This is a genomic window from Sphingomonas faeni, assembly GCF_030817315.1.
Classification (GTDB): domain Bacteria; phylum Pseudomonadota; class Alphaproteobacteria; order Sphingomonadales; family Sphingomonadaceae; genus Sphingomonas; species Sphingomonas faeni_C.
Genome location: NZ_JAUSZF010000001.1, coordinates 3,741,968 through 3,766,278, shown reverse-complemented (window position 1 = coordinate 3,766,278; position 24,311 = coordinate 3,741,968). Strand labels below are relative to the sequence as shown.

Below are 24,311 nucleotides of genomic sequence, written 5' to 3'. Positions count from 1 at the left end.
CGCCGGCGTCCCTGGCTCCTGAGCCCCCGCGTTCGCGAGGGAACAGAAGGATCACAGACCACCGTAGCGGCGCTGGCGTTGGCCGAACGCGGCGACCGCATCGGCGAGCGCGGCGGCGTCGAAATCGGGCCAGAGCGTGTCGACGAACAGCAGTTCCGCATAGGCTGCCTGCCACAACAGGAAGTTCGACAGGCGTTGCTCGCCCGAGGTGCGAATCATCAGGTCGAGCGGCGGCAGGTCGTGCGTGTCGAGTTCCGCCTCGATCGTGCCAACGTCGATGCTGGCGGGATCGAGCGACCCGTCACGCGCGCGCTCAGCCAGACGCCTTGCGGCAGTCACCAGTTCGGCGTGCGCGCCGTAGTTAAGCGCGATCGCGAGGATCGGGCCGGTGTTGCTCGCGGTCCGCGCGATCGCATCGTCGACCATCGCCACAAGATCGGGCGAAAAGCTGTGGTAATCGCCGATGACGCGGAGCCGGACGTTCTCGCGCGCGAGTTCGTCGAGGTCGCTGCGGATAAAATGCCGCAACAACCCCATCAGGTCGCTGACCTCCTCGGCCGGGCGGCGCCAGTTCTCCGACGAGAACGCGTAGAGCGTCAGCGCCTCGATCCCCATCGCGCGCGCGGCCCGCGTCACTTTCCGCACGGCCTCGACGCCAGCCTTGTGCCCGGCGAAGCGCGGCAGGAACCGCTTCTTCGCCCAGCGGCCATTGCCGTCCATGATGATCGCAACGTGACGCGGAACCGCGCCGCCTGACGGGACAGCGACGAGCGGCGCGGCCGAGGAGGCCTGCAATCTCACTTGCCCAGGATTTCCTTTTCCTTGGCGGTTGCAGCCGCATCGAGTTCGGCGATAATGCCGTCGGTCAGCTTCTGCACTTCGGTCTCGTGACGCTTGCGCTCGTCCTCGCTGAACACACCCTTCTTCTCGTCGACCTTCAGCGAATCCATGCCGTCGCGACGGACGTTGCGGACCGCGATGCGCGCCTTCTCGGCGTATTGGCCGGCGAGCTTAGCGAGTTCCTTGCGGCGCTCCTCGGTCAGGTCGGGGATCGGCAGGCGCAGAGTCTGGCCGTCGACGATCGGATTGAGGCCGAGCCCCGCGGAACGGATCGCCTTGTCGGTCGGGCCGACGTTCGACTTGTCCCAGACCTGCACCGACAGCATGCGCGGCTCGGGCGCCGACACGGTCGCGACCTGGTTCAGCGGCATCGACGAGCCGTACACCGTTACCATCACCGGATCGAGCAACGCGGTCGAAGCGCGGCCCGTACGAAGCCCTGCGAGATCGCTCTTCAGCGCTTCGACGGCACCCGCCATGCGGCGTTCGAGGTCGGTCTTGTCATATGCGGCCATCTTAAAGCTCCTGCTCGTTCTGGACGATCGTCGACACGCCATCACCCGCCAGCACCGCGGCGAGATTGCCGGGTTCGCGGATGTTGAAGACGACGATCGGGATGTTGTTGTCGCGGCACAGCGCGATCGCGCTCGCGTCCATGACCTTGAGGTCGTCGGACAGCACGCGGCTATACGACACCGTCTCGTAGCGCACCGCGTCGGGGTGCGTCTTCGGATCGGCGTTGTAGACGCCGTCGACCGAAGTGCCCTTGAACAGCGCGTCGCACTTCATCTCGGCAGCACGCAGCGCGGCGCCCGAATCAGTGGTGAAATAGGGGCTGCCGACGCCCGCCGCGAAGATCACGACGCGGCCCTTCTCCAGGTGACGCTCGGCGCGGCGGCGGATGAATGGCTCGCAGACAGACGCCATCGGGATCGCCGACTGGACGCGCGTGTCGACGCCGATCTGCTCCAGCGCGTTCTGCACGGCGAGCGCGTTCATGACGGTCGCGAGCATGCCCATGTAATCGCCGGTCGCCCGGTCCATGCCGCGTGCAGCGCCCGCCATGCCGCGGAAAATGTTGCCGCCACCGACGACGATGCAGATCTCGTAGCCCTTGGCCTTGATGTCGGCGATCTCCTGCGCGACGCGCGCGGTGACGGTCGGATCGATCGACAGGCCGGACGGTCCCATCAGGACCTCGCCCGACAGTTTTAGCAGGATACGGTTGTAGCGCGGAGGCGTCATAAATCTCGAATATTGATTGGCGGGGCGGCGCGGACCTTAGGCGGGGGGCGATTTCCACACAACCCGGTCCCGCCGGGGTATTCCTTCCTCTCGGCGGAGGAGGACGGCCAATTCCGCATCTCCCCGGGAGAGGGAGGCGTGCGCTTGCGTGCGGGAAAAGGGAGGGTGACGGAAAGGTTCACCCCTTGCCCTCACCCCGCGCTTGCTGCGCAAGCTGACCCCTCTCCCCGTAGGGAGAGGGGTAGTTGTCCTTCTCCCATTGGGGAGAAGGTGGCCCGGCAGGGCCGGATGAGGGGCGTGAGGTTCGAGACCTCGCCACTCCCCTCACCCTTCCCACGGCCAAGTAGCCGCGGGCCCCTTCCCTCTCCCCGATGGGGCGAGGGAGAGTAGGCTTTATGCCTGGGGCACGCCCGATGCGGCAGCGACTTCGGCTGCGAAGTCGGACTGCTCCTTCTCGATGCCCTCACCCAGCTGGAAGCGGACATAGTCCACCAGCTTGATCTCAGCGCCCGCATCCTTGCCGGCCTTGGCGACGACGTCGGAGATCTTGGTCTTGCCGTCCATCACGAACAGCTGGCTGACCAGCGCATGCTCCTTGCGGTACTTGGCGATGCCGCCCTCGACCATCTTGGCGATGATGTCGGCAGGCTTGCCCGATTCGGCGGCCTTCTCGGTCGCGATCGCGCGCTCGCGCTCGATCTCGGACTCGTCGAGGTCGGCTTCGTTGAGCGCCTTCGGGAATGCCGCGGCGATGTGCATTGCGAGCTGCTTGCCCAGTGCCTGGAGAACCTCGTCCGAAGCCTCCGACTCAAGCGCGACGAGCACGCCGATCTTGCCGAGGCCGGGTGCCGCCTGGTTGTGGATGTACGGAACGACCGCACCCTTGCTGACTTCCAGCGTGCGCGAGCGGCGCAGCGACTGGTTCTCGCCGATCGTCGCGACGTTGTTCGTCAGAACTTCCTCGACGGTCTTGCCCGATGGCATCGTCTGCGACTTCAGCGCCTCGATGTCGCCACCCGTTGCGAGCGCGATCTGCGTGACGTCACGGACGAACGACTGGAACTGGTCGTTCTTCGCGACGAAATCGGTCTCGGAGTTGACTTCGACCGCTGCGCCCTTGGTGCCCGACACGGCGACGCCGACCAAGCCCTCGGCCGCGGTACGGCTGGACTTCTTGGCGGCGGCTGCGAGCCCCTTGGTGCGCAGCCAATCCATTGCCTGCTCCATGTCGCCGGCGTTCTCGCTGAGCGCCTTCTTGCAATCCATCATGCCCGCGCCGCTCTTCTCGCGCAGATCCTTGACCATTGCTGCCGTGATATCGGCCATGTCTTTTATCCTCTTTGGGTCTGAATATGGTTGCGGGCGAGGCAGAGCTTTCGCCCTACCCCGCCCGCATGACGGTTCGGCGACGACGCTTATGCGTCGATCTGGCGCTCACCCTCGGCTGCGAATTCTGCAGCGGTATCGGCATTCGCGGTCGCCTGCGCCGTGTCAGCCGTAGCTTCGACGGTCGGCTCTGCGCTCAGTGCCTCTTCCTTCGGCGGCTCGACCATCGCGCCGACGTCGGCACCGGTGCGGCGCTGCTGCTCCTGGCCACCGCGCGTCGCTGCGATCGCGATCGCCTCGCAGTACAGGCGGATAGCGCGGGCCGCGTCGTCGTTCGCGGGAACCGGGAAGGCGATGCCGTCCGGCGACACGTTCGAATCGAGGATCGCGACGACCGGAATACCCAGCGTGTTGGCTTCCTTGATCGCCAGCTCTTCCTTGTTAGCGTCGATCACGAACATCACGTCGGGAATGCCGCCCATGTCGCGGATGCCGCCGAGCGAAAGCTCGAGCTTGTCCTTCTCACGGGTGAGCTGGAGGACTTCCTTCTTGGTCAGGCCGACGGTGTCGCCCGACAGCATTTCCTCGAGCGTCTTGAGACGCTTGATCGAACCCGAGATGGTCTTCCAGTTGGTGAGCATGCCGCCCAGCCAACGATGGTTGACGAAGTGCTGGCCCGAGCGACGCGCTGCATCAGCGACCGGCTCCTGCGCCTGGCGCTTAGTGCCCACGAACAGGACCTTGCCACCACCGGCAACGGCCGACGAGACGAATTCGAGCGCGCGCGCGAACAGCGGCACGGTCTGCGAAAGGTCGAGAATGTGGACGCCGTTACGATCACCGAAGATGTAAGGCTTCATCTTAGGGTTCCACCGATGCGTCTGGTGGCCGAAATGCGCGCCCGTTTCGATGAGCTGCTGCATGGAGACGACTGGAGCCGCCATAGGGATATATCCTTCCGGTTGTGCCTCTGGGAAGCGGATGACGTCGTGGCCGAATGACCAAGACGCACCGGGCTATGATGCCTCCCATGCGGGGTTAGAGGCACGGCCCTTAGCGTGGCTTTATGGGAAAAGCAATCGCGCACGGCCCGCTTGACTGATGGAACGCAATGAGAACATAAAGGGTTCAGAGGGGAACAGATGTTCGACTCGGCGCTGATTCGACCCGGTACAGCCGGATTCAAAATGCGACGAACGGAACGATGTTTCTGACCAAGTGTTTGCGGACATTAAGGATTTGTTCGCAACTCATAGGAAGGCGGACGTGATGTTGGTTCTGAGCTTCATGGTATTTGCTGGTGCATTCGCCGTTGCTGGTATGATGATCGTATCGTCGATCGCGCCGCAGTGGGACCGCATTGTCCGCCTCGCGATGGGCAACGTTGAACCCGCGTTCCAGCCGCTCCGCACACTGGCCGTGGCGGAGCGCCGGATCGCGGTCAGGCGCTGGGCTGCGATGTCGGCTCCGGCACCCGCCCGCCGCTGGAACGCTGCCGCCTAATCTTACCGTAGCTTGCAATGCTGAACGGCATTGAGATCAGGTACAGCACGCAGATTATGCTGAGCGTATGCCACGGGGCGCTCACGATCGCGGCGCCTAGCAGTACAACGAGCGCGATGGCCTCGAACCGGATGTTGCTGCGGAGCTTGACCGAACTCCACGAGTAGGTTGCGATACTCGACACCATCAGGAGCGCGACGAACGCGACCCACGGCGCCACGAAGTATGGCGATGCGAAAGTCGGTTCGTCGGTCCAGAACCAGAAGAACATCGGCATCAACGCCAAGCCTGCGCCGGCGGGGGCCGGAACGCCTGTTAGGAAGCCGGCTGATTTGTGCGGCTGATGGCTTTCGTCGATCTTGGCATTGAAGCGTGCGAGACGCAGCGCACAGAACACCGCGAAGATCAGCGAGCAGATCCAGCCGACGCGCGGCAACGCGGTTAGGGACCATAGATAGACGATCAGCGCAGGCGCGACGCCGAACGAAATGGCGTCCGACAGCGAATCGAGTTCCGCGCCAAATCGGCTTTCGCCGTGCAGCATGCGCGCGATCCTACCATCGAGTCCGTCGAGCACGCCCGCGACCATGATCATCGCAACGGCACTTTCCCATTGCCCGCCGATTGCGAACCGCACGCCGCTCAAGCCGGAGCACAATGCGAGCGCGGTCACCGCGTTGGGCGCTACCGCCCGCAAGGGAAGTCCGCGCGGTGCGCGACGGGTACGGGCGAACCGCCCTTGGCCACGTGCGTCAGTCGAACCGTTCGAACCGTCGTCGATCTCGTCGCGATTTGTCACTGGGCGATGCCTCCGACCGGAACGCCGCCGACGCGGCCGAGAACGGTCTCGCCAGCGATGCTGCGCTGACCGAGACAGACTTGCGGTACGACATGATCGGGCAGGTACACGTCGACGCGGCTGCCGAACCGGATGAGGCCGATGCGCTGGCCCGCCGCGACCATGTCACCGGCCTTCACGAAACCGAGGATACGACGTGCGACCAGGCCAGCAATTTGGGTGAAACCGACGCGCATGCCGTGGCGATCTTCAACGACAAAATGCTGGCGCTCGTTCTCGTCGCTAGCCTTGTCGAGGTCGGCGTTGAGGAACTTGCCCGATATATAGACGACCTGCCGGATCGTGCCGGCGATCGGCGTGCGGTTGATGTGCACGTCGAACACCGACATGAAGATCGAAACGCGCACCAGCGGGGCATCGCCGAGGCCGTTCACGCCGGCGAGTTCGCGCGGGATCGGGACGCGCTGGATCATCGTGATCAGGCCATCGGCCGGCGCCACGATCAAGCCCTCGCCTTGTGGGGTCGTGCGGATCGGATCTCGGAAGAACGTCGCGACCCAGATCACGACGCCCACCATTGGCCAGAACAGCACGTGGCTGACGACGGTCAACAGCAGCGTGAAGCCAGCCGCGATCGCGACGTATTTGTGGCCTTCCGGATGGACTGCGGGAAATCGCCATTTGACCGTTGAGGTCGTGACGGGCGGCTTGTCGAGCGATGCCATAACCCGCGGGTCTATCCGTGCGGGACGCGCGATACAACGATGAACCGGCTTTTCCTTACAGCACCAGCGGTTGGCTAGCGATTGGGCGATGACAGTCTGGAGGGACAGCCTGGATGCTGCCGGGTGGTTGATCACCGCGGCGCGGTCCCGTAGACGCTCCCCAAACCCCTCCCCCGAAGGACCCGGATATGGCGAAGATCAAGGTTAAGAATCCGATCGTGGAGATCGACGGCGACGAGATGACCCGGATCATCTGGGAATGGATCCGCGAGCGCCTGATCAAGCCGTATCTCGACATCCAGCTCGATTATTACGATCTCGGCGTCGAGCATCGCGACGCGACCGACGACCAGGTCACGATCGACAGCGCGCTCGCCACGCAGAAGCACGGCGTCGCGGTGAAGTGCGCGACGATCACGCCCGACGAGCAGCGCGTGACCGAATTCGGCCTGAAGAAGATGTGGAAGTCGCCGAACGGCACGATCCGCAACATCCTGGGCGGCACCATCTTCCGCGAGCCGATCGTGATCAAGAACGTCCCCCGCCTGATTCCGGGCTGGACGCACCCGATCGTCGTCGGCCGTCACGCATTCGGCGATCAGTACCGCGCGACCGACTATCTGGTCCCCGGCCCGGGCAAGCTCCGCCTCGTCTTCGAAGGCGACGACGGCACGGTCATCGACCGCGAGGTGTTCCAGTTCCCGTCGGCGGGCGTCGCGATGGCGATGTACAATCTCGACGATTCGATCCGCGATTTCGCGCGCGCATCGATGCATTACGGCTTGAACCTGAAATGGCCGGTGTACCTGTCGACCAAGAACACGATCCTCAAGGCCTATGACGGCCGCTTCAAGGATCTGTTCGCCGAGGTGTTCGAGGCCGAGTTCAAGGACAAGTTCAAGGAAGCCGGCATCGTCTACGAGCATCGCCTGATCGACGACATGGTCGCCAGCGCGCTGAAGTGGAACGGCGAGTTCGTCTGGGCCTGCAAGAACTATGATGGCGACGTCCAGTCGGATCAGGTCGCACAGGGCTTCGGGTCGCTAGGGCTGATGACGTCGATCCTGCTGACCCCGGACGGCAAGACCGTCGAGGCCGAGGCGGCGCACGGCACCGTCACGCGGCACTTCCGCATGCATGAGCAGGGCAAGGCGACCTCGACCAACCCGATCGCGTCCATCTTCGCGTGGACCGGTGGCCTGAAGTATCGCGGCAAGTTCGACGACACGCCCGACGTCACGAAGTTTGCCGAGACGCTCGAGCGCGTCTGCGTCCAGACGGTGGAGAACGGCCACATGACCAAGGATCTCGCGATCCTGATCGGCCCGGACCAGCCGTGGATGACGACCGAGCAGTTCTTCGAGCAGGTCCGGTCGAACCTCGAGACCGAAATGGCCAACTGGGCCTGATCTGATGCCCCGCTCCCCTCTAGGGGGCGGGGCTTTCTGCTTCCCTCACGTCATCCTGACGAAAGTCAGGACCCAGGGCCAAAAACGTCAGCGTCCGTAACTCTGGGTCCTGACTTTCGTCAGAATGACGCGCGGGCGGCGGGCAACGTAGCGAACCACATCCAGCCATCGTAGACGTCTTGTCGGCCGTCATACGACGCCACGGGTGACAAATTCGTCATGCGTCCCCTAAGGTCGCGCGCATGGCATTACGGCTCGACAATCACGGCTTCAGCGACGCGCTCGTCATTCTCGGCGCGGCGGGTCTGGTCATTCCCGCGTTCGCGCGGTTCCGGGTGAGCCCGGTCATCGGTTTCATCCTCGTCGGCCTGCTGGTCGGCCCTGCGGGTCTGGGCGCGCTGACCGGCGCCGCGCCGTGGCTGTATTATGTGACCATATCGAGCCCGGAATCGATCGAGCCGTTCGCCGAGTTCGGCATAATACTGCTGCTGTTCTCGATCGGGCTCGAACTCTCGTTCAAGCGCTTGTGGTCGATGAAGCGGCTCGTGTTCGGCACCGGCGCGGCCGAACTGATCGGCTCGGCGCTGATCATCGGCGTGGCATTGCATTTCATCGGCCAGGAATGGGCCGGCGCGATCGGGCTGGGCTTTGCGCTGGCCTTATCGTCCACGGCGCTGGTCCTGCCGCTCGTCGGCACGACCGGTGCGGTCGGGCGCGGTGCGTTCGCGATGTTGCTGTTCGAGGATCTGGCGCTCGTGCCGATCATCTTCGTACTGGGAGCATTGGCGCCGACGGCGAGCGATGCCGGCTGGCAAGGCATCGCCGGCGTCGCACTGCGCGGTGGGCTGACCGTGGTCGCGATGTATATTGGCGGACGGCTCGTCCTGCCCCGATTGTTCGGCCAGGCGGCACGCACCAAGAGCCCGGAGCTGTTCCTCGCCGCATCGCTGCTGGTGGTGATCGTCGCCAGCGTCGCGACCACCGCCGCCGGATTGTCGCCGATCGTCGGAGCGTTGCTGGCGGGGCTGCTGATCGCCGAGACCGAATATCACAGCGAGGTCGAGGTCATCACCGCGCCGTTCAAGGGCCTCGCGCTCGGCGTGTTCCTGATCACAGTGGGCATGAGCCTGGACCTGCGGCTGATCGCGCAGAACTGGCCGTCGCTGCTGCTCGCGGTCAGCGGCGTGGTCACGACCAAGGCGATCGTGACGTTCCTGTTCCTCCGGGTCGCCAACTCCCGGCGCGGGGTTGCGGCGGAGACGGGGTTGCTGATGGGTAGCCCTTCCGAGACGACGCTGATCGTGCTCGCGACGGCCGCACAGGCGCAGTTGATCCTGCCGTCTACCGCCTCGTTCTGGCAGACGGTCACGGCGATCGGGCTGACGATCACGCCGCTGCTCGCGAAGCTCGGCCGGACCGTGTCGCGGCACTTGGAGAGTCGGTCGATCGCGGACGCGGGCGATGTCGAGATCGACGACGACGGACCCGGGACGGTCGTCATCGGCTTCGGCCGGGTGGGTCGGATGGTGGCGGACATGCTGGCGGTCCACGGGCAGAAGTACGTCGCGGTCGAGGCGGATATCGATTCGGTCGAGGCCGCGCGCGCGCAAGGCCACCCGGTGCTGTTCGGGGACGTTGCGCGGGCGGAGCTGGTCGACCGGCTGAAGCTACATACGGCAAAGGCGCTGATCCTGACGATGGACGATCCGGTGCTGACCGTGCGGCTGGCGCGGCGGGTGCGGGCTTTGGCGCCGGACTTGCCGATCGTGGCGCGTGCGCGGGATACGGCGCATGCGGCGGAGTTGTATCGGGCTGGTGTTACGGATGCGGTGCCGGAGACCTTGGAGAGTTCGCTGCAGCTGGCGGAGGCGGTGCTGGTCGATCTCGGGGTGGCGATGGGGCCGGTGATCGCGTCGATCCACGAGAAGCGGGACGAGTTGCGGCAGGAGATCAAGAACGCGGCGGATATGATTGCCGAGCCGCGGATACGTCGGGCCAAGCGGACGCCTCGGGTAGCGTAGTCTCCGGTTCAAGCACCGTTCTCCCGCGAAGGCGGGAGTCCAGTCTGGGGCCCCGCCTCGCGGGGGAACAGGTTTCTGAGCGTTCCCGAAGCGCCACCACCCCGGCGGAGGCCGGGGCCTAGGTGGAAAGGTGGTCGTAACGGAGCGCCGGCCCCTATTACCTCTTCTTCCCAACTGGGCCCCGGCCTTCGCCGGGGTGGGGCTAGGGTCGGGGGCAGCTTAGCCACCGACGCCCTCGCTCCTCCCGTGCCCTCACTCTTCCACAGCGAAGTCGCCACGGGCCCCTTCCCTCTCCCGTTGGGAGAGGGAGATACAGGAGGGCTAGGCCAACGAACGGTTTCGTCAGGCTAGGGTTACGCCTGCGCGGCTCTTCATGAGCGGCTGAATACGGGTGCCGAATGCCTCCACCCCCTCCAAGAAATCGTCGAAGGTCAACAGCACACCGCCGGTGTTGGGGACCGCGGCCATCTCGTCGAGCATGCGCGCGATGGTTTCGTACGAGCCGACCAGCGTGCCCATGTTGATGTTCACCGCGCCTTCGGGGGCGGCGAGTTGGCGGACGTTGGTGTCCTTGTTGTGCGTGTCCTTGGCGCCCTGATCGATCAGCCAGGCGATCGCGTCGACGTCTACGCCGGCGTTGTAGTGTTGCCACTTCGCCATCGCCTCGTCGTCCGTTTCGGCGGCGATGATCATGATCAGGACGAAGATCTGCACGTCGCGGCCGGTCTTCGCGGTCGCCACGGCTAGGCGCTCGTTGTTGAACGCAAAGGCGGTCGGGGTGTTGACGCCCTTGCCGAGGCAGAAGGCGTAGTCCGCCCATTTCGCAGAGAACGCCAAGCCGTCGTCGGACGATCCGGCGCAGATGATCTTCATGTCGCCGGTCGGCTTGGGCCAGACGCGGCAGTCGGTCATCTGGTAATAGTCGCCCTTGAAATCGGACGTCCCCTCCTCCCACAGCTCGCGGAGGATGTGGGCGTATTCGTCGAGCATCGTGTAGCGGTTGCGGAAATGCTCGTCGCCGGGCCACATACCCATCTGCGTGTATTCGGGCGGCTGCCAGCCGGTGATGAGGTTGAGGCCGAACCGGCCGTGGCTGATCGAATCGATCGTATTGCACATCCGCGCGGCGTAGGCGGGCGGGACCAGCAGCGTGGCGCAGGTCGCGTAGATCTTGATCTTCTCGGTGACGGCGGCGAGCCCGGCCATCAGCGTGAAGCTCTCCAGCCCGTAATCCCAGAACTCGGTCTTGCCGCCGAATCCCCGCAGCTTGATCATCGACAGCAGGAAGTCGAGGCCGTGCTTCTCCGCCGCCTGCGCGATCGCCTTGTTTAGGTCGAAGCTCGGTTTGTACTGCGGCGCGTTTTCGCTGATCAGCCAGCCATTGTTGTTGATGGGAACGAAGACGCCGACCTGCATATGCCGCTCCTATTCGCCGTCGAGCCAGTCGAGCAGCCACATATTGAAATGCTCCGCACGCGTCACGTTGCAGGCATGCGCGCCCGCCGCCATCCGGGCAAACTGCGCGCCGGGGATGCCCGCGGCAAGCTTTTCGGACGCCGACGGCGGCACGAGCATGTCGTCGTCGGAGGCTACCAACAGCGTCGGCACGCGGATCTCGTCGAGCCGACCGGCGATGTTGAACCGGCGGACCGCAGCGACGCGACGCTGGATCATTTCCGCGCCGGGGAAATGCGCGAGCATGTCCTCCTCCTCGTCCTGGAGCCGGTCGTGGTGGTCGGAGATCCATTGCGGCGGGTAGAGGAACAGCGGTTGCGCGTGGAGATACGCGCGGGGGCCGCTGTCGCTCAGCAGCGCAAGCCGCGTGTCGAAGCAGCGCGCGGTGTGCGGGTCGAGCTTGGCCCAGCCGTTGATGACGACGAGGCGGTCGAGGCGTTCGGGCGCGGCCAAGGCGAGCGCGAGGCCGATATGGCCGCCGAGCGCGTGGCCGATGAAGGTGCAGCTTTGGAGGCCGATCGCGTCCATGAGCGCGACGACGTCGGCGGCCATCGCCTCGACGGTCAGGTCGCCGGGGACGTGGCGGTCGGAGCGGCCGGTGCCGCGGTGGTCGTAGGTGATGACGCGGTGGCCGGCGCCGAGGGCGGCGAGGTTGGGCTGCCAGTAGCTGCCCGAGCCGCCGAGGCCGCTCGACAACAGGATCGCGGGACCGTCGGGCTGGCCGTGCTCTTCCCAGTGGATGCCGCCCGCGATTACCATCAGGCGAGGTGGGCGATGCTGGCGATCTCGACGAGGCACTCGGGCTTCACGAGGTCGGTCTTGATGCAGTAGCGCGCGGGCTTGGGACCGGGGAAATACTCGGCGTACACGCTGTTGAAGGCGGCGTAGTCGGCGAGGTCCTTCAGGAAGATGTGGTTGAAGGCGACGTCTGCCAGCGTCGCGCCGGCGGCCTCGAGCGTGGTCTTGATGGTGTCTAGAACGGCCCGCGTTTGGGCGGCGGCGTCGCCGGGGTGGAGGACGATGCCACCCTCGCCGAGCGCCAGCACGCCGGAGACGTAGACCGTGTTGCCGGCCTTCGCGCCGGCGGAATAGGGCGCGATGGGGGTCGGGAACTGGGGCGGGTTGATGGCTTCGAACGGCATAGGTTGCTCCTCTACCTCCGTTCGCCCTGAGCGAAGTCGAAGGGCATGTGTGGTGGCGGTGCTTCGACTTCGGCGCGTGTGCCGAAGTTTATCCTGAGCGAAGACGAAGGGCTCAGCACGAACGGGTGTGGGTGGTCTCTCACGCTGGGAGTTGCCCGAAACTTCCGCAGAAATCGCCGACGGTGCTGACCCAGCCGAAGAACTTCTCGACATTGTAGACGGTGGCCGACTGCATCTCGGGCGGGCCGAGATGGTGCGTCGCGTCCTCCAGCATCACGCCGAAATATTCGAGGTGGAAGCCATCGCGCAGCGTGCTCTCGACGCAGACGTTGGTGGCGATGCCGACGAAGACGATGTTGCGGATGCCGCGACTTCGCAGGATGCTGTCGAGCTGTGAATTGAAGAACGCGCTGTAGCGGGTTTTGTGGACGCGGATGTCGCCGGGTTGCGGTTTCAACGCATCGACGATCTCGTAGTCCCAGCCGCCTCGGGCGAGGAACTGGCCGTGGAGTTCGGGGCGGGCGCGCATGGTCTTGAGCGCGTTGGACTTGTGCCAGTTGGGCGAGCCGGGGCCGCCGGCCTCGACATAGTCGGGGTCCCAGCCATTCTGGAGGAACACGACCGGCATTTTCGCTGCGCGGGCGGTGTCGAGGACCTTGGCGATCTGGGCGATCGTGGCAGCCGAGCCTGCGATGTCGAAGCCGGCCGTGTCGACGTAGCCGCCGGGGGAGGCGTAGGCGTTCTGCATGTCGATCACCACGACCGCGGTTTCGGCGGGGTCGAGGCGGAGCGCTTCCGGCCGTGCGGGCAGCGTGACGGCGTTCGCCTCGCTCGCGCCGGTTCGGATGATCGGTGGGGCCGCTGTCATGGAGACAAGCTGCCGGATCGTGGGAATTGTGCAAGTGCGAAATGATTGGGGTGTTGGGGTGGCGCACCTGCACCTCCAGCTAGGCAGACATCTTGTTTCCCCGCGAAGGCGGGGATCCAGACTGGGCTCCCGCCTTCGCGGGAGAACAAGGGGCGTGGGCCGTTGGTATCGCGGCTGGTTCGGCTGGTGCGCCCGCGCTTTCTCCCCTCCCTGGAAGGGAGGGGTTGGGGGTGGGTCGGCCTGCTTGCGCCACTCGTGATCGCCATGCGGAAGCCGACCCACCCCCGGCCCCTCCCTTCCAGGGAGGGGAGACGTAAGAAAAAGGGGACGTCAGGCGGCGGCTAGTTCGAAATCCTTGAAGCGTTCTCGTAGGGCGGTTTTGAGGAGCTTGCCCGTCGCGGTGTGGGGCAGGTCTTCGACGAAGACGATCGCGTCGGGGAGCCACCATTTGGCGACGTGCTTCGACAGGTGCTCGCGGATCTCGGCTTCACCGACCTCGCTGCCGGGTTTGCGGACGACCAGCAGCAGCGGGCGCTCGTCCCATTTGGGATGATGCACGCCGATCGCCGCTGCCTCCGCAACCCCCGGACAGCCGACCGCGGCGTTCTCCAGGTCGACCGAGCTGATCCATTCGCCGCCGGACTTGATGACGTCCTTTGAACGGTCGGTGATCTGCATCGTGCCGTCGGTGTGGAGCATCGCGACGTCGCCGGTATCGAACCAGCCATCCGCATCGACCGCGTCCTCGTCGGCGCCGAAATAGCGTTGGACGACCCACGGCCCGCGGACCTGCAACCGGCCGGCGATCGAGCCGTCGCGGGGCAGGACCACGCCTTCGTCGTCGATGATGCGAAGTTCGATGCCGAAGGGAACGCTGCCCTGTTTGGCGACGAGATCGAGCCTCTCGTCGTGCGTCATGTCGTCCCAGTGCGGCGGCGCGAATCCCGCAGTGCCGATCGGCGAGGTCTCGGTCATGCCCCAGAGATGCTTGACGCTGGCCCCCATCGCCATGATTCTGTCGATCATCGCGCGCGGCGCCGCCGAGCCGCCGATCGTGACGAGCTTCAGGTGCGCAGGCGCGTCGCCGGTCGCGTCCATGTGGCCGAACATCGCCAGCCAGACGGTCGGCACGCCGGCGGAATGCGTCACCTTCTCGTCGTTCATCAGACGGCACAGCACGGCGGGATCGTTGACCGCGGAATAGACGACCTTCGCCCCCGACAGCGCGCAGGCGAACGGCAGGCCCCAGGCGGCGGCATGGAACATCGGCACGACGGGGAGCACGACCGCGTTGGGCGACAGATCAAACACCCAAGGCGCCACCTCGGCCATTGCGTGGATCATCGTCGAGCGGTGGGTGTAGAGGACGCCCTTCGGATTGCCGGTGGTGCCGCTGGTGTAGCAGAGCATGCACGGATCGCGCTCGGGGCCTTCGACCCACGCGTAATCGCCGTCCTCGGCGTCGAGCATCGCCTGGAAACCGTCGGAGCCGAGATCGTCGAAGCAGATGTAGTGGCGCACGCTGGTCCACTGGTCGCGGAGGCGATCGACCAGCGGCTGGAACGCCTTGTCGTAGAGCATCACGCGGTCTTCGGCGTGGTTGGCGATGTAGACGAGTTGCTCGTCGAACAGGCGCGGGTTGATCGTGTGGATGACGCCGCCCATGCCGATCGTGCCGTACCAGGCGACGAGGTGATGCGCGTGGTTCATCGCCAGCGTCGCGACCCGGTCGCCGGGGGCTACGCCGAGCTTTTCGAGCGCCTGCGCCAGTTTGCGGGCGTCGCGGGAGATGCCGGCCCAGTTGGTGCGCGTCTCGCGGCCGTCGGCCCAGTAGCTGACGAGTTCTCTTGCGTCGTGTTCGCGCGCCGCATGGTCGATCAGGCGGGGAACACGAAGCTCGAAATCCTGCATTCCACCCAGCATTCTCGCTCTCCCAAGCTGTTATCCGACCAGAGCGAGCCTCGTTTCCGAGGTCTTCATCTCCACCTTGGCGACACCGTGCAACGACTCGATGTGCTCGACAAGCTCTCCGTCGAGCAGGAAGTCGCGGCCGAGCAGGATGCAGACTTCGCCGTCGGGGAGTTGCGCGCGGACTCGAACCTCGCCGCGGGCGCCGCGATGCTCGGCGAGCAACGAGGCCAGGCCGGCGAACGCGGCCATGTCGGAGATCGTCACGACCACCTGGAAGCGCGCGAGGTTGGCGAGGCCTTCGAACGGCTGGATGCGCTTGATGCTGACGCGCGGCGTGTCCTCGCCGGGTTTGCGGTCGAGCTCGACGGTGATCAGGCCGCAGCCGCCGGCCTTGGCCGCTTCCTCAAGATCGCGCGAGACCTGTTCGTCGAAGCAGGTCGCCATGAACTGGCCGCTGGCGTCCGAGCATTGCGCCATCATGAAGCGCTTCCCTCGTGCGGAAGTGCGGTAGCGGGCGTCCTCGACCAGCACCGCCATCGTCGCGCCGGCGCGGCTGCCGTCGTCGGGGATGTTGAGCTCCGACAGCGCGGTGTAGGCGCGGGCGCCGTGGCTGTTGGCGATGTGGCGGTGGCGATCGACCGGGTGCGCGGAGAAATAGAAGCCGAACGCTTCCTTTTCCTGGTCCATGCGCTGGCTGAGCGTCCAGCGGACCGAGGGGGGAAGCTTGATCGCGTCGCCCGCGGGTTCGGCGTCACCGAACAGGCCGCCCTGCCCGCTGGTCTTCTGTTCGTGCGTGCGCGCGGCGATCGCGAGGATGGTTTCGGCGGTGGCGTGGATGCCGGCGCGGTTGGGCTCGAACGAGTCGAACGCGCCGGCGGCGGCGAGCGTCTCGAGCTGGCGCTTGTTGAGGAGGCGCGGGTCGACTCGCTTGGCGAGATCGTCGAGACCGGCGAACGGGCCGTTCTGGACGCGCTCGACGATGAGCTTCTCCATCGCGCCTTCGCCTACCGATTTGAGCGCCCCGAGCGCGTAGCGGACGGCCAATTCGCCATCCTTCTCCTCGACGTCGAACTCGGCCTGGCTCGCGTTGATGCAGGGCGGCAGCGCGGTGATACCCAGGCGGCGCATGTCGTCGGTGAAGATCGCGAGCTTGTCGGTCTGGTGCAGGTCGTAGCACATCGAGGCGGCGAAGAATTCGTGCGGGTGATGCGCCTTCAGCCATGCGGTCTGGTAGGCGAGCAGCGCATAGGCCGCGGCGTGGCTCTTGTTGAAGCCGTAGCCGGCGAACTTGTCGATCAAGTCGAACAGCGCGTTCGCCTCGGCCTTCTTGATGCCGTTGACGCTCAGGCAGCCCTCGACGAAGCCCGCGCGCTGCGCGTCCATCTCGGCCTTCACCTTCTTGCCCATCGCGCGGCGCAGCAGATCGGCGCCGCCGAGCGAGAAGCCCGCCAGGACCTGCGCGGCCTGCATGACCTGTTCCTGGTACACGAAGATCCCGTAGGTCTCCGACAGGATCGGTTCGAGCAGCGGGTGCGGATAGTCGATCGCCTCTGTGCCGTTCTTGCGGCGGCCGAACGACGGGATGTTGTCCATCGGGCCCGGTCGATAGAGCGACACGAGCGCGATGATGTCGCCGAAATTGGACGGGCGCACCGCCGACAGCGTGCGCCGCATGCCCTCGGACTCGAGCTGGAACACGCCGACCGTGTCGCCCTTTTGCAGGAGCGCGTAGACGCCCGAATCGTCCCATTCGAGCGCATCGAGATCGACGACGATGCCGCGTTTGGCGAGCAGTTGCACCGCCTTCTGGAGCACCGATAGCGTCTTGAGCCCGAGGAAATCGAACTTCACGAGGCCAGCGCCCTCGACATATTTCATGTCGAACTGCGTGACGGGCATGTCGGAACGCGGATCACGGTACAGCGGCACGAGCTGGGCCAAGGGCCGATCGCCGATCACCACGCCGGCGGCGTGCGTCGACGAGTGGCGCGGCAGGCCTTCCAGCTTCATCGCCAGATCGAGCAGCTTCCGGACGCCGTTGTCGTTGGCGTATTCCTTCGCGAGTTCGCCGACGCCGTTTAGCGCGCGCTCCAGCGTCCATGGGTCGGTCGGGTGGTTGGGCACCAGTTTCGCGAGACGGTCGATCTGGCCGTAGCTCATCTGGAGCACGCGGCCGGTGTCCTTGAGCACGGCGCGTGCCTTCAGCTTCCCGAAGGTGATGATCTGCGCAACCTGATCGCGGCCGTATTTCTCCTGGACATAGCGGATCACCTCGCCGCGGCGGGTTTCGCAGAAATCGATGTCGAAATCGGGCATCGACACGCGTTCCGGATTGAGGAAGCGCTCGAACAGCAGGCCGAGCTTGATCGGGTCGAGGTCGGTGATTGTCAGCGACCAGGCGACCACCGAGCCTGCGCCCGAACCACGGCCTGGGCCGACCGGGATGTCGTGGTCCTTCGCCCATTTGATGAAGTCCGCGACGATCAGGAAATAGCCGGGAAAGCCCATCTGGACGATCACGTCGACCTCGAACGCGAGGCGCTTGCGGTACACGTCTCGCCAGCCCTCTTCGCCTTCGCCGTGGAGTTCGGTAATCCGGGCGAGGCGTGCTTCCAAGCCGGCTTCGGCGTCGTCGCGGAGCAGCTTCGCCTCGCCCTCGATATCGCCGGCGAGGCTGGGGAGGATCGGCTTCCGATAGGGCGCCATTACCGCGCAACGCTGGGCTACCACCAAGGTGTTGGCGATCGCTTCGGGGAGGTCGGCGAACATCTCATGCATCATCGGCGCGGGTTTCATCCAGGCTTCGGGGCAGCTGCGGATGCGGTCCTCGGTCTCGACATAGGTCGAATGCGCGATGCAGAGCATGGCGTCGTGCGCGTCGCCGAATGCGCTCTCGGTGAAGCAGCACGGGTTGGTCGCGACCAGCGGCAGGTTGCGCTCATAGGCGATGTCGATGAGGTCGTTTTCGGCGGCCATCTCGGTGGCGTCGTTGCGGCGCGCGAGTTCGATGTAGAGGCGATCGCCGAACAGGCCTTGCAGGCGGTCGAGATAGGCGCGGGCGCGGTCGGGCTGGCCTTCCGCGAACAGCCGGGCGAGACCGCCCTCGCCGCCTGCGGTCAGTGCGATCAGGCCGTCGGTGTGGCGTTCGAGGGCTGCGAAATCGACGTGCGCGGGCATCTCGATCGGGCGGTCGAGATGCGCCATCGAGACGAGCGCGCAGAGGTTGTCGTAGCCCGTCATGTTCTGCGCGTAGAGCGCGATCCAGTCGAACTGCGTCGCGACGCTGTCAGGCATGTCGGGGCGACCGACGCCGAGCATCACGCCGATGATCGGCTGCACGCCGTCCTTCTTGGCGGCATCCGAATAGGCCATCGCCGCGTAGAGCCCGTTGCGATCGGTGAGGGCTGCGGCGGGGAAGCCCAGCGCGCGCGCCTGCTTGGCGATCGCCTTGGGATCGATGGCGCCGTCGAGCATGGTGTAGCAGGAGAAAACGCGGAGGGGGACGTAACCGGAATGCATCGACCAGAGGTAGGCGCTGTGGCGTGATTCGACCAGCCGGGATGAGTCCGATCGGAACCCCGGACACGACGAGCCGTTGCGGCGGGGACTTCTGGAGCTTTGTTTATGACCGATCCACGCGGGCACTTTGCCGAGACTGAAACGACGGCGGCGGGAACGCCTCGGGCGGGGGCCGGCTGGGGGTGGATCCTGGCTTACGGCGTGCTGTCGGTGGTGCTCGGGATCATGGCGTTCGTGTCGCCGTTTTCCGCGACCTATGCCGCGACGTTGGTAATCGGGGCGTTTCTCATTGCGGCCGGGATCGTGTCGATCGTGTCGGGGTTTGCCGGCAAGGGGCATGAGGGGCGCGGCTATGCGATCGGGTTCGGGCTGGTGTCGCTGGTGATCGGGCTGATCATGGCGTTCGAGCCGGCTACGGGGGCGATCTCGCTGACGTTGTTGATTGCGGTTTGGTTGGGCGTGCGGGGCGCTTTGGAGATCGGGCTCGGGGCGCGGTTTCGGCGGGGCAAGTGGCTGATGATCGCGCTTGGTGTGGTGAACATCGTGCTGGCGGTGATCGTGCTGGCGACGCTGCCGTGGTCGGCGTTGACGTTGCCGGGGTATGTGTTGGGGATCAGCTTCTTGTTTGGTGGGGTGACTTCGGTTGCTTCGGCGCTGGCGCACAAGAAGGGGGCGCCGGCGTTTCCGGTTTGAGCGGGATGTTCTCCCGCGAAGGCGGGAGTCCAGTCTGGGCCCCCGCCTTGGCGGGGGAACACTTCTACTCTTGCGCTCTGTGTGTTCGCAGCGCGCTCCTATAGACGCCACCCCGGCGAAGGCCGGGGCCCAGTTGGGGGACGTTGCCAACTCAAGGCCGCGCTCCGTTACTGCGACCTTTCCAACTGGGCCCCGGCCTTCGCCGGGGTGGCGGCAGATGTGGGCCGGCGCCTCTGAGGGTTGCCTCTGAGGGTTGCCTCTGAGGGCTACAGCAGCTTCTCGATATCCTTGCGGATGTCCTCGGGCTTCGTCGTTGGGGCGTAGCGGTCGACGACTACCCCATCGCGCCCGATCAGGAACTTGGTGAAGTTCCACTTGATCGCCTTCGACCCCAGCACGCCCGGCGCATCGGACTTGAGGCGCTCGAACAGCGGATCCGCCCCTGCCCCGTTGACGTCGACCTTCGCGAAGACCGGGAACGTCACGTCGTAGGTCAGCGTGCAGAAGTTCGCGATCTCCGCTGCGTCACCCGGCTCCTGTGCGCCGAACTGGTTGCAGGGAAACGCGAGCACCTCGAAACCCCGATCAGCATAGTCCCGGTGCAACGCTTCGAGCCCCTCATATTGTGGCGTGAAGCCGCATTTCGAGGCGGTGTTGACGATCAGCAGCACCTTGCCGCGATAGGGTTCGAGCGACGCCGCGCTGCCGTCGGCGGTCTTCACGGTGAAGTCGGTGATCGCAGTCATGGGCGGTCCTCGTTGCGGGCCAGCAGATACGCCAAATTCTGACGCACGCCCGGCCATTCGTGGCGGAGGATGCTGTAGACCACCGTGTCGCGCAAGCGGCCGTCGGCCATCACCTGATGACCGCGCAGGACGCCGTCGCGCTTTGCGCCGAGGCGTTCGATCGCGCGCTGGGAGTTCTTGTTGAGCGCATCGGTGCGGATCTGGACGCATTCGCAGCCTAGCGCATCGAAGGCGTGGGTCAGCAACATCAGCTTGGCCTCGGTGTTGACGCCGGTGCGCTGCACGGCCTTCGCATAGAAGGTGCCGCCGATTTCGAGCCGCTTGTTCGCAGCGTTCATCCGCATGAACCGCGTGGTGCCGACGACGGTCCCGCCAGCCACCACCGCGAACAGCCGCGCCCGCCCGAAATCCTGTTCGCGCATTGCCGCCGCGAGCCAGCGATCCGGCGCCTTCATCATCGCGACGTTGGCGTAGAACGTATCCCAGAGGTTGTCCGTCGACGCCGCCGCGACCAGCGCGTCCATGTCGTCGGCGACGAGCGGGCGGAGCGTGACGTGACGCCCGGTGAGCGTCGGCGTCTCGCCCCAGGTCACGCCAGCCGCCCCTCGTGCAGCCGCAGCACGCGGTCCATGCGGGCCGCGAGCCGCTCGTTGTGCGTCGCGACGACCGCGGCGGTGCCCTGCTCCCGGACCAGCCGGATGAACTCGGCGAAGACGATGTCCGCGGTGTGCTCGTCTAGGTTGCCGGTCGGCTCGTCCGCCAGCACCAGCGCAGGCTTGTTGGCGAGCGCACGGGCGACCGCGACGCGCTGCTGCTCGCCACCCGAGAGCTGGCTCGGGCGATGCGTGAGCCGGTGGCCGAGGCCGAGCTGGGTCAGCAATTCCGCCGCCCGCCGGTCCGCCTCGGCGCGCGTGGCGCCGTGGACGAGCTGCGGGAGGACGACGTTCTCGGTCGCGTTGAAGTCCGGCAGGAGGTGGTGGAACTGGTAGACGAAGCCGAGGCTGTCACGGCGCACCACGGTCCGCTCATGCGCGTTGAGCTTGGCCGCCTCGGTGCCCGCGATCCGGATCGATCCCTGGAAACCGCCTTCGAGCAGCCCGACGGCTTGCAACAGCGTCGACTTGCCCGAGCCCGACGGCCCGAGCAGCGCGACGATCTCGCCCGGCGCGATCGCGAGGTCGACGCCGCGCAGGACGTCGATGGTCGCGCCGCCTTGCGTGAAGCTCTTGGTCAGCCCGCTGGTCTGGAGGACGTAATCGTCGAACTTCTCGATCTGGCGATCGATCTTGAGGCCTTCATTCATAACGCAGCACCTGCACGGGGTCGGTACTCGCCGCTTTCCAGGCCGGATAGAGCGTCGCGAGGAAGCTGAAGATCAGCGCCATCAAAGCGATCACGACGATCTCGACGGGGTCGGTCTTCGACGGGAGTTCGGTCAGATAGCGGATCGAGGGATCCCAGAGGTTCTGGCCGGTGACGAGCTGGACGAAGTTCACCACGCCCTGTCGGTAGAACAGGAAGATGAACCCGAGCACGAGGCCCGCAACCGTGCCGAGCGCACCGATCGTGGTGCCGACGACGATGAAGATTCGCATCATCGAGCCTCGCGTCGCGCCCATCGTCCGCAGGATCGCGATGTCGCGCGTCTTGGCGCGGACCAGCATGATCAGCGACGACAGGATGTTGAACACCGCGACCAGGATGATGATCGACAGCACGGTGAACATCGCGACGCGCTCGACCGCGAGCGCCTCGAACAGCTGCGCGTTCATCGTCCGCCAGTCGGCGATCACTGCACGGCCGCCGATCTTGTCCGCGAGCGGCTTGAGGATCTCGCCGACCTTGTCCGCGTCGACCGTCTTCAGCTCGACCATGCCGGCCGCGTCGCCCATCAGGAGGAGCGTCTGCGCATCCTCGATCGGCATGATGATGTACGCTTTGTCGTAATCGTAGACGCCGATCTCGAAGATCGCGCCGACGGTGTAGCTGACGATCCGCGGGACGGTACCGAACGGCGTGGTCTGGCCTTGCGGGCTGAACAGCGAGATGTCGGAGCCGACCTGAGCGCCGAGCGATTCGGCGAGCCGCGAGCCGATCGCGATCCGGCCGGACCCTTGCGTGATCGACTGGAGCGAACCCATGATGACCTTGTTGCTGATCGTCGAATTGCGGCGGATGTCGTCGACGCGCATCCCGCGGACCAACACCGCCTCCGCGCGGCCGTTATAGGTGGCGGCGAGGGGCTGTTCGATCAGCGGCAGCGCGCTGGTCACGCCCGGTGTCTTCTGCGCCTGCGCGACGATCTCGCGCCAGTCGGGAAGCCGGTTGCCGACGCCCTGCACCACCGCATGGCCGTTGAGCCCGACGATCTTGTCGAACAGCTCGGCGCGGAAACCGTTCATCACGCTCATCACGATCACCAGCGCGGCGACGCCGAGCATGACCGCGACCAGGCTGATCGAGGCGACGAGGAAGATGAACGCCTCCCCCTTGCCCGGCAACAGATAGCGGCGGGCTATCATCCGTTCGTAGCGGGACAGGATCATGGGCGGCCAGGTTCGATCGTTAGGGAAGCAGTGTAGCGGCTCTAGGACGCGGCCCGTTGCGAGGCAACTGTCGGGCCCGTTGTCGGGCCCGTGCGTCAGCCGAGCGTGGCGGTGTGGCGGCCCCCTCGCTTCGAGGCGAATTAGTCCCGATCCGGCACTGTCTAGATTGGTCTGTTGCGCAATCGCCACAGGCTCAGTTCAATCGTGAGACGGCCCGCGCAAAGACCGTGACAAAATCCATGGACATAACTAGCAACAAACTCGCTGAGACACAGGCAACGGCCGTGGTTCGGGGACTGCTTTTCCGCTCCGTCGCAAGACGAAGAGCGAGGGCAAAAAATGGGGGCTGACGAGCGATCGTCACGCAGGCGCCCGGATCGGCAACGGTCCGGGCGTTTGCTTGTCCGGCATAGTTCACCGCGGCGATCTATACTTTATCAGATCTTGAACTGTTGCCGTAGCGGCCTCGGCAATACAGTAACGATGCCGCCCCCCGATGCCTTCATGGGTTCGAGTGCTAGGAAACGTCGAAGCGCGGTGCGGTCGTTACCGCGTCCGACGCTTCGTCAGCCGTGACGCGGCGCCGTTTTCCTCCGCGTTGAGCTTGCGCCAGCGGTCGAAGCGGTCCGGCGCCAGCGACCCCGCCGCGATCGCCGCCTGGATCGCGCACCCCGGCTCCACCCCGTGCGAACAGTCGGCGAACCGGCACTCCTGCGCCAACAGCGTAATATCGTCGAACACCTCGGCCAGTCCGGTCGCGGCCTCTGACAATTGCAGTTCGCGCATGCCGGGCAGGTCGAGCAGCCAGCCACCATCGTCGAGCCGGTGCATCTCGCGTACCGTCGTCGTGTGGCGGCCGGTACCGTCCTTGGCCCGCACCGCCTGCGTTCCGATGCTGTCCGATCCGCGCAACGCGTTGACGAGCGTGGATTTGCCGACGCCGGACGAGCCCAGGAACGCGACGGTCTTGCCGGACCCGCACCATGCCGCCAACCGCTTGACGTCGGTCCTGTCGCGACCATCGACGGTTTCGACGAGCAATCCCGGCTCGATCGCGCGCGCCGCGGCGGCGAACTCTTCGGGCGTCTCGGTCAGGTCGGCCTTGGTGAGGACGATGACGGGGTGCACGTCGACTTCGCGCGCCAGCACGAGATACCGCTCGAGCCGGGCGATGCTGAAATCCTGATTGCACGATGCGACGATGAAGACGGTGTCGACGTTGGCCGCGATCATCTGATCTTTCCGCGGATCCGCCGGCGAGCGTCGCTTGAACAGATTCATGCGGCGAAGGACGCGCGTCGCCTCCTGCGTGCGATTATCGACGAGCAGCCAGTCGCCGACCGTCGGATGATCGTCGCCGGGCTGCGCGCCGGCGATGTAGGGCGAGACGAAACCCTGCGATTCGGCACCGGACACGGCGATCTTGCCACGGTGCACGGCCATCACGCGGACGGGGTGGCAGTAGAGAAGCTCGTCCTCGGAAAGCTGGTCCGCGAAATGCGCAGTCCAGCCGAGGTCTGCCAGAGTCTGGTCGGTCATAGGCTTGGCGCGGTATCTTTCCTG

22 protein-coding genes are annotated in these 24,311 nt (G+C 65.6%); 4 read left to right on the top strand and 18 right to left on the bottom strand.

The genetic code is table 11. The features are described from left to right. Nucleotides 1-51: 51 nt before the first annotated feature. From QFZ54_RS17435 to rpsB, 5 genes are all read right to left on the bottom strand, one after another. A complete protein-coding gene (locus QFZ54_RS17435; RefSeq protein ID WP_373458568.1) occupies nt 52-801 on the bottom strand; it encodes an isoprenyl transferase in 750 nt (249 codons plus the stop codon). Further along, complete coding sequence (gene frr / locus QFZ54_RS17430; protein WP_307089178.1) at nt 798-1,355, bottom strand: ribosome recycling factor; 558 nt, start codon at nt 1,353-1,355, stop codon at nt 798-800. The genes QFZ54_RS17435 and frr overlap by 4 nt, the downstream gene beginning before the upstream one ends. 1 nt (nt 1,356) lies before the next feature. Continuing rightward, entirely contained in the window at nt 1,357-2,085 is a 729-nt protein-coding gene (gene pyrH / locus QFZ54_RS17425) for a UMP kinase (RefSeq protein WP_307089175.1), read from the bottom strand. A 393-nt stretch (nt 2,086-2,478) separates the two neighbouring features. After that, nucleotides 2,479-3,411 (bottom strand): translation elongation factor Ts, encoded by a 933-nt coding sequence (gene tsf, locus QFZ54_RS17420; protein ID WP_307089173.1) that lies wholly within the window; start codon nt 3,409-3,411, stop codon nt 2,479-2,481. A gap of 89 nt (nt 3,412-3,500) precedes the next feature. Then, nucleotides 3,501-4,355 carry a 30S ribosomal protein S2 gene (rpsB, locus tag QFZ54_RS17415; RefSeq protein ID WP_248525206.1) on the bottom strand — a complete coding sequence of 285 codons (855 nt, stop codon included), beginning with the start codon at nt 4,353-4,355 and terminating at the stop codon, nt 3,501-3,503. Nucleotides 4,356-4,680: 325 nt separating this feature from the next. Here rpsB and QFZ54_RS17410 point away from each other — a divergent pair, with 325 nt between their 5' ends. After that, a complete protein-coding gene (locus QFZ54_RS17410; RefSeq protein ID WP_307089536.1) occupies nt 4,681-4,914 on the top strand; it encodes a hypothetical protein in 234 nt (77 codons plus the stop codon). On the opposite strand, the gene QFZ54_RS17405 is transcribed toward QFZ54_RS17410, so the two are convergent. Both QFZ54_RS17405 and QFZ54_RS17400 read right to left on the bottom strand, forming a co-directional pair. Then, nucleotides 4,853-5,695: a CDP-alcohol phosphatidyltransferase family protein gene (locus tag QFZ54_RS17405; RefSeq protein WP_373458613.1), complete on the bottom strand. Its 843-nt coding sequence runs from the start codon at nt 5,693-5,695 to the stop codon at nt 4,853-4,855. The two genes, QFZ54_RS17410 and QFZ54_RS17405, sit on opposite strands and share 62 nt — an antisense overlap. A 14-nt stretch (nt 5,696-5,709) precedes the next feature. After that, on the bottom strand, nt 5,710-6,438 hold the full coding sequence (locus tag QFZ54_RS17400; protein WP_307089171.1) for a phosphatidylserine decarboxylase: 729 nt from the start codon (nt 6,436-6,438) through the stop codon (nt 5,710-5,712). Between the two features lie 188 nt (nt 6,439-6,626). Here QFZ54_RS17400 and QFZ54_RS17395 point away from each other — a divergent pair, with 188 nt between their 5' ends. Together QFZ54_RS17395 and QFZ54_RS17390 are read left to right on the top strand one after the other, a co-directional pair. Next, nucleotides 6,627-7,847, top strand: coding sequence for an NADP-dependent isocitrate dehydrogenase (locus tag QFZ54_RS17395; RefSeq protein WP_056055940.1), 1,221 nt, complete (start codon nt 6,627-6,629; stop codon nt 7,845-7,847). Between the two features lie 242 nt (nt 7,848-8,089). Continuing rightward, nucleotides 8,090-9,868: a cation:proton antiporter domain-containing protein gene (locus tag QFZ54_RS17390; RefSeq protein ID WP_307089166.1), complete on the top strand. Its 1,779-nt coding sequence runs from the start codon at nt 8,090-8,092 to the stop codon at nt 9,866-9,868. 342 nt (nt 9,869-10,210) lie between these two features. Here the strand turns inward: QFZ54_RS17390 and rutA are convergent, their stop codons facing one another. From rutA to dnaE, 6 genes are all read right to left on the bottom strand, one after another. Then, nucleotides 10,211-11,284, bottom strand: a complete 1,074-nt coding sequence (rutA, locus tag QFZ54_RS17385) for a pyrimidine utilization protein A (RefSeq protein WP_307089163.1) — start codon at nt 11,282-11,284, stop codon at nt 10,211-10,213. A 9-nt stretch (nt 11,285-11,293) separates the two neighbouring features. After that, the gene (gene rutD, locus QFZ54_RS17380) at nt 11,294-12,082 is read right to left on the bottom strand and encodes a pyrimidine utilization protein D (protein ID WP_307089162.1); all 789 of its coding nucleotides are present in this window, start codon (nt 12,080-12,082) and stop codon (nt 11,294-11,296) included. Continuing rightward, nucleotides 12,082-12,465, bottom strand: coding sequence for a pyrimidine utilization protein C (rutC, locus tag QFZ54_RS17375; protein ID WP_307089159.1), 384 nt, complete (start codon nt 12,463-12,465; stop codon nt 12,082-12,084). Before rutC ends, rutD begins: the two co-directional genes overlap by 1 nt. Before the next feature lie 139 nt (nt 12,466-12,604). After that, entirely contained in the window at nt 12,605-13,333 is a 729-nt protein-coding gene (rutB, locus tag QFZ54_RS17370) for a pyrimidine utilization protein B (protein ID WP_307089157.1), read from the bottom strand. Between the two features lie 330 nt (nt 13,334-13,663). Beyond that, nucleotides 13,664-15,256: a long-chain fatty acid--CoA ligase gene (locus QFZ54_RS17365; protein WP_307089156.1), complete on the bottom strand. Its 1,593-nt coding sequence runs from the start codon at nt 15,254-15,256 to the stop codon at nt 13,664-13,666. Nucleotides 15,257-15,274: 18 nt separating this feature from the next. Beyond that, nucleotides 15,275-18,718: a DNA polymerase III subunit alpha gene (gene dnaE, locus QFZ54_RS17360; protein WP_373458566.1), complete on the bottom strand. Its 3,444-nt coding sequence runs from the start codon at nt 18,716-18,718 to the stop codon at nt 15,275-15,277. 150 nt (nt 18,719-18,868) lie between these two features. Here dnaE and QFZ54_RS17355 point away from each other — a divergent pair, with 150 nt between their 5' ends. Continuing rightward, the gene (locus QFZ54_RS17355; RefSeq protein WP_307089152.1) at nt 18,869-19,456 is read left to right on the top strand and encodes an HdeD family acid-resistance protein; all 588 of its coding nucleotides are present in this window, start codon (nt 18,869-18,871) and stop codon (nt 19,454-19,456) included. 266 nt (nt 19,457-19,722) lie between these two features. On the opposite strand, the gene QFZ54_RS17350 is transcribed toward QFZ54_RS17355, so the two are convergent. The 5 genes from QFZ54_RS17350 to rsgA all read right to left on the bottom strand — a co-directional run bounded on the left by QFZ54_RS17350 (nt 19,723) and on the right by rsgA (nt 24,287). Beyond that, nucleotides 19,723-20,202: a glutathione peroxidase gene (locus QFZ54_RS17350; RefSeq protein WP_307089150.1), complete on the bottom strand. Its 480-nt coding sequence runs from the start codon at nt 20,200-20,202 to the stop codon at nt 19,723-19,725. After that, nucleotides 20,199-20,795, bottom strand: a complete 597-nt coding sequence (locus QFZ54_RS17345; RefSeq protein WP_307089148.1) for a GNAT family N-acetyltransferase — start codon at nt 20,793-20,795, stop codon at nt 20,199-20,201. Before QFZ54_RS17345 ends, QFZ54_RS17350 begins: the two co-directional genes overlap by 4 nt. After that, nucleotides 20,792-21,505, bottom strand: coding sequence for an ABC transporter ATP-binding protein (locus QFZ54_RS17340; protein ID WP_248522956.1), 714 nt, complete (start codon nt 21,503-21,505; stop codon nt 20,792-20,794). The genes QFZ54_RS17345 and QFZ54_RS17340 overlap by 4 nt, the downstream gene beginning before the upstream one ends. Continuing rightward, the gene (locus tag QFZ54_RS17335) at nt 21,498-22,748 is read right to left on the bottom strand and encodes a lipoprotein-releasing ABC transporter permease subunit (RefSeq protein ID WP_307089145.1); all 1,251 of its coding nucleotides are present in this window, start codon (nt 22,746-22,748) and stop codon (nt 21,498-21,500) included. The genes QFZ54_RS17340 and QFZ54_RS17335 overlap by 8 nt, the downstream gene beginning before the upstream one ends. 546 nt (nt 22,749-23,294) lie before the next feature. Continuing rightward, entirely contained in the window at nt 23,295-24,287 is a 993-nt protein-coding gene (rsgA, locus tag QFZ54_RS17330) for a ribosome small subunit-dependent GTPase A (protein ID WP_307089142.1), read from the bottom strand. Nucleotides 24,288-24,311: the final 24 nt, after the last annotated feature.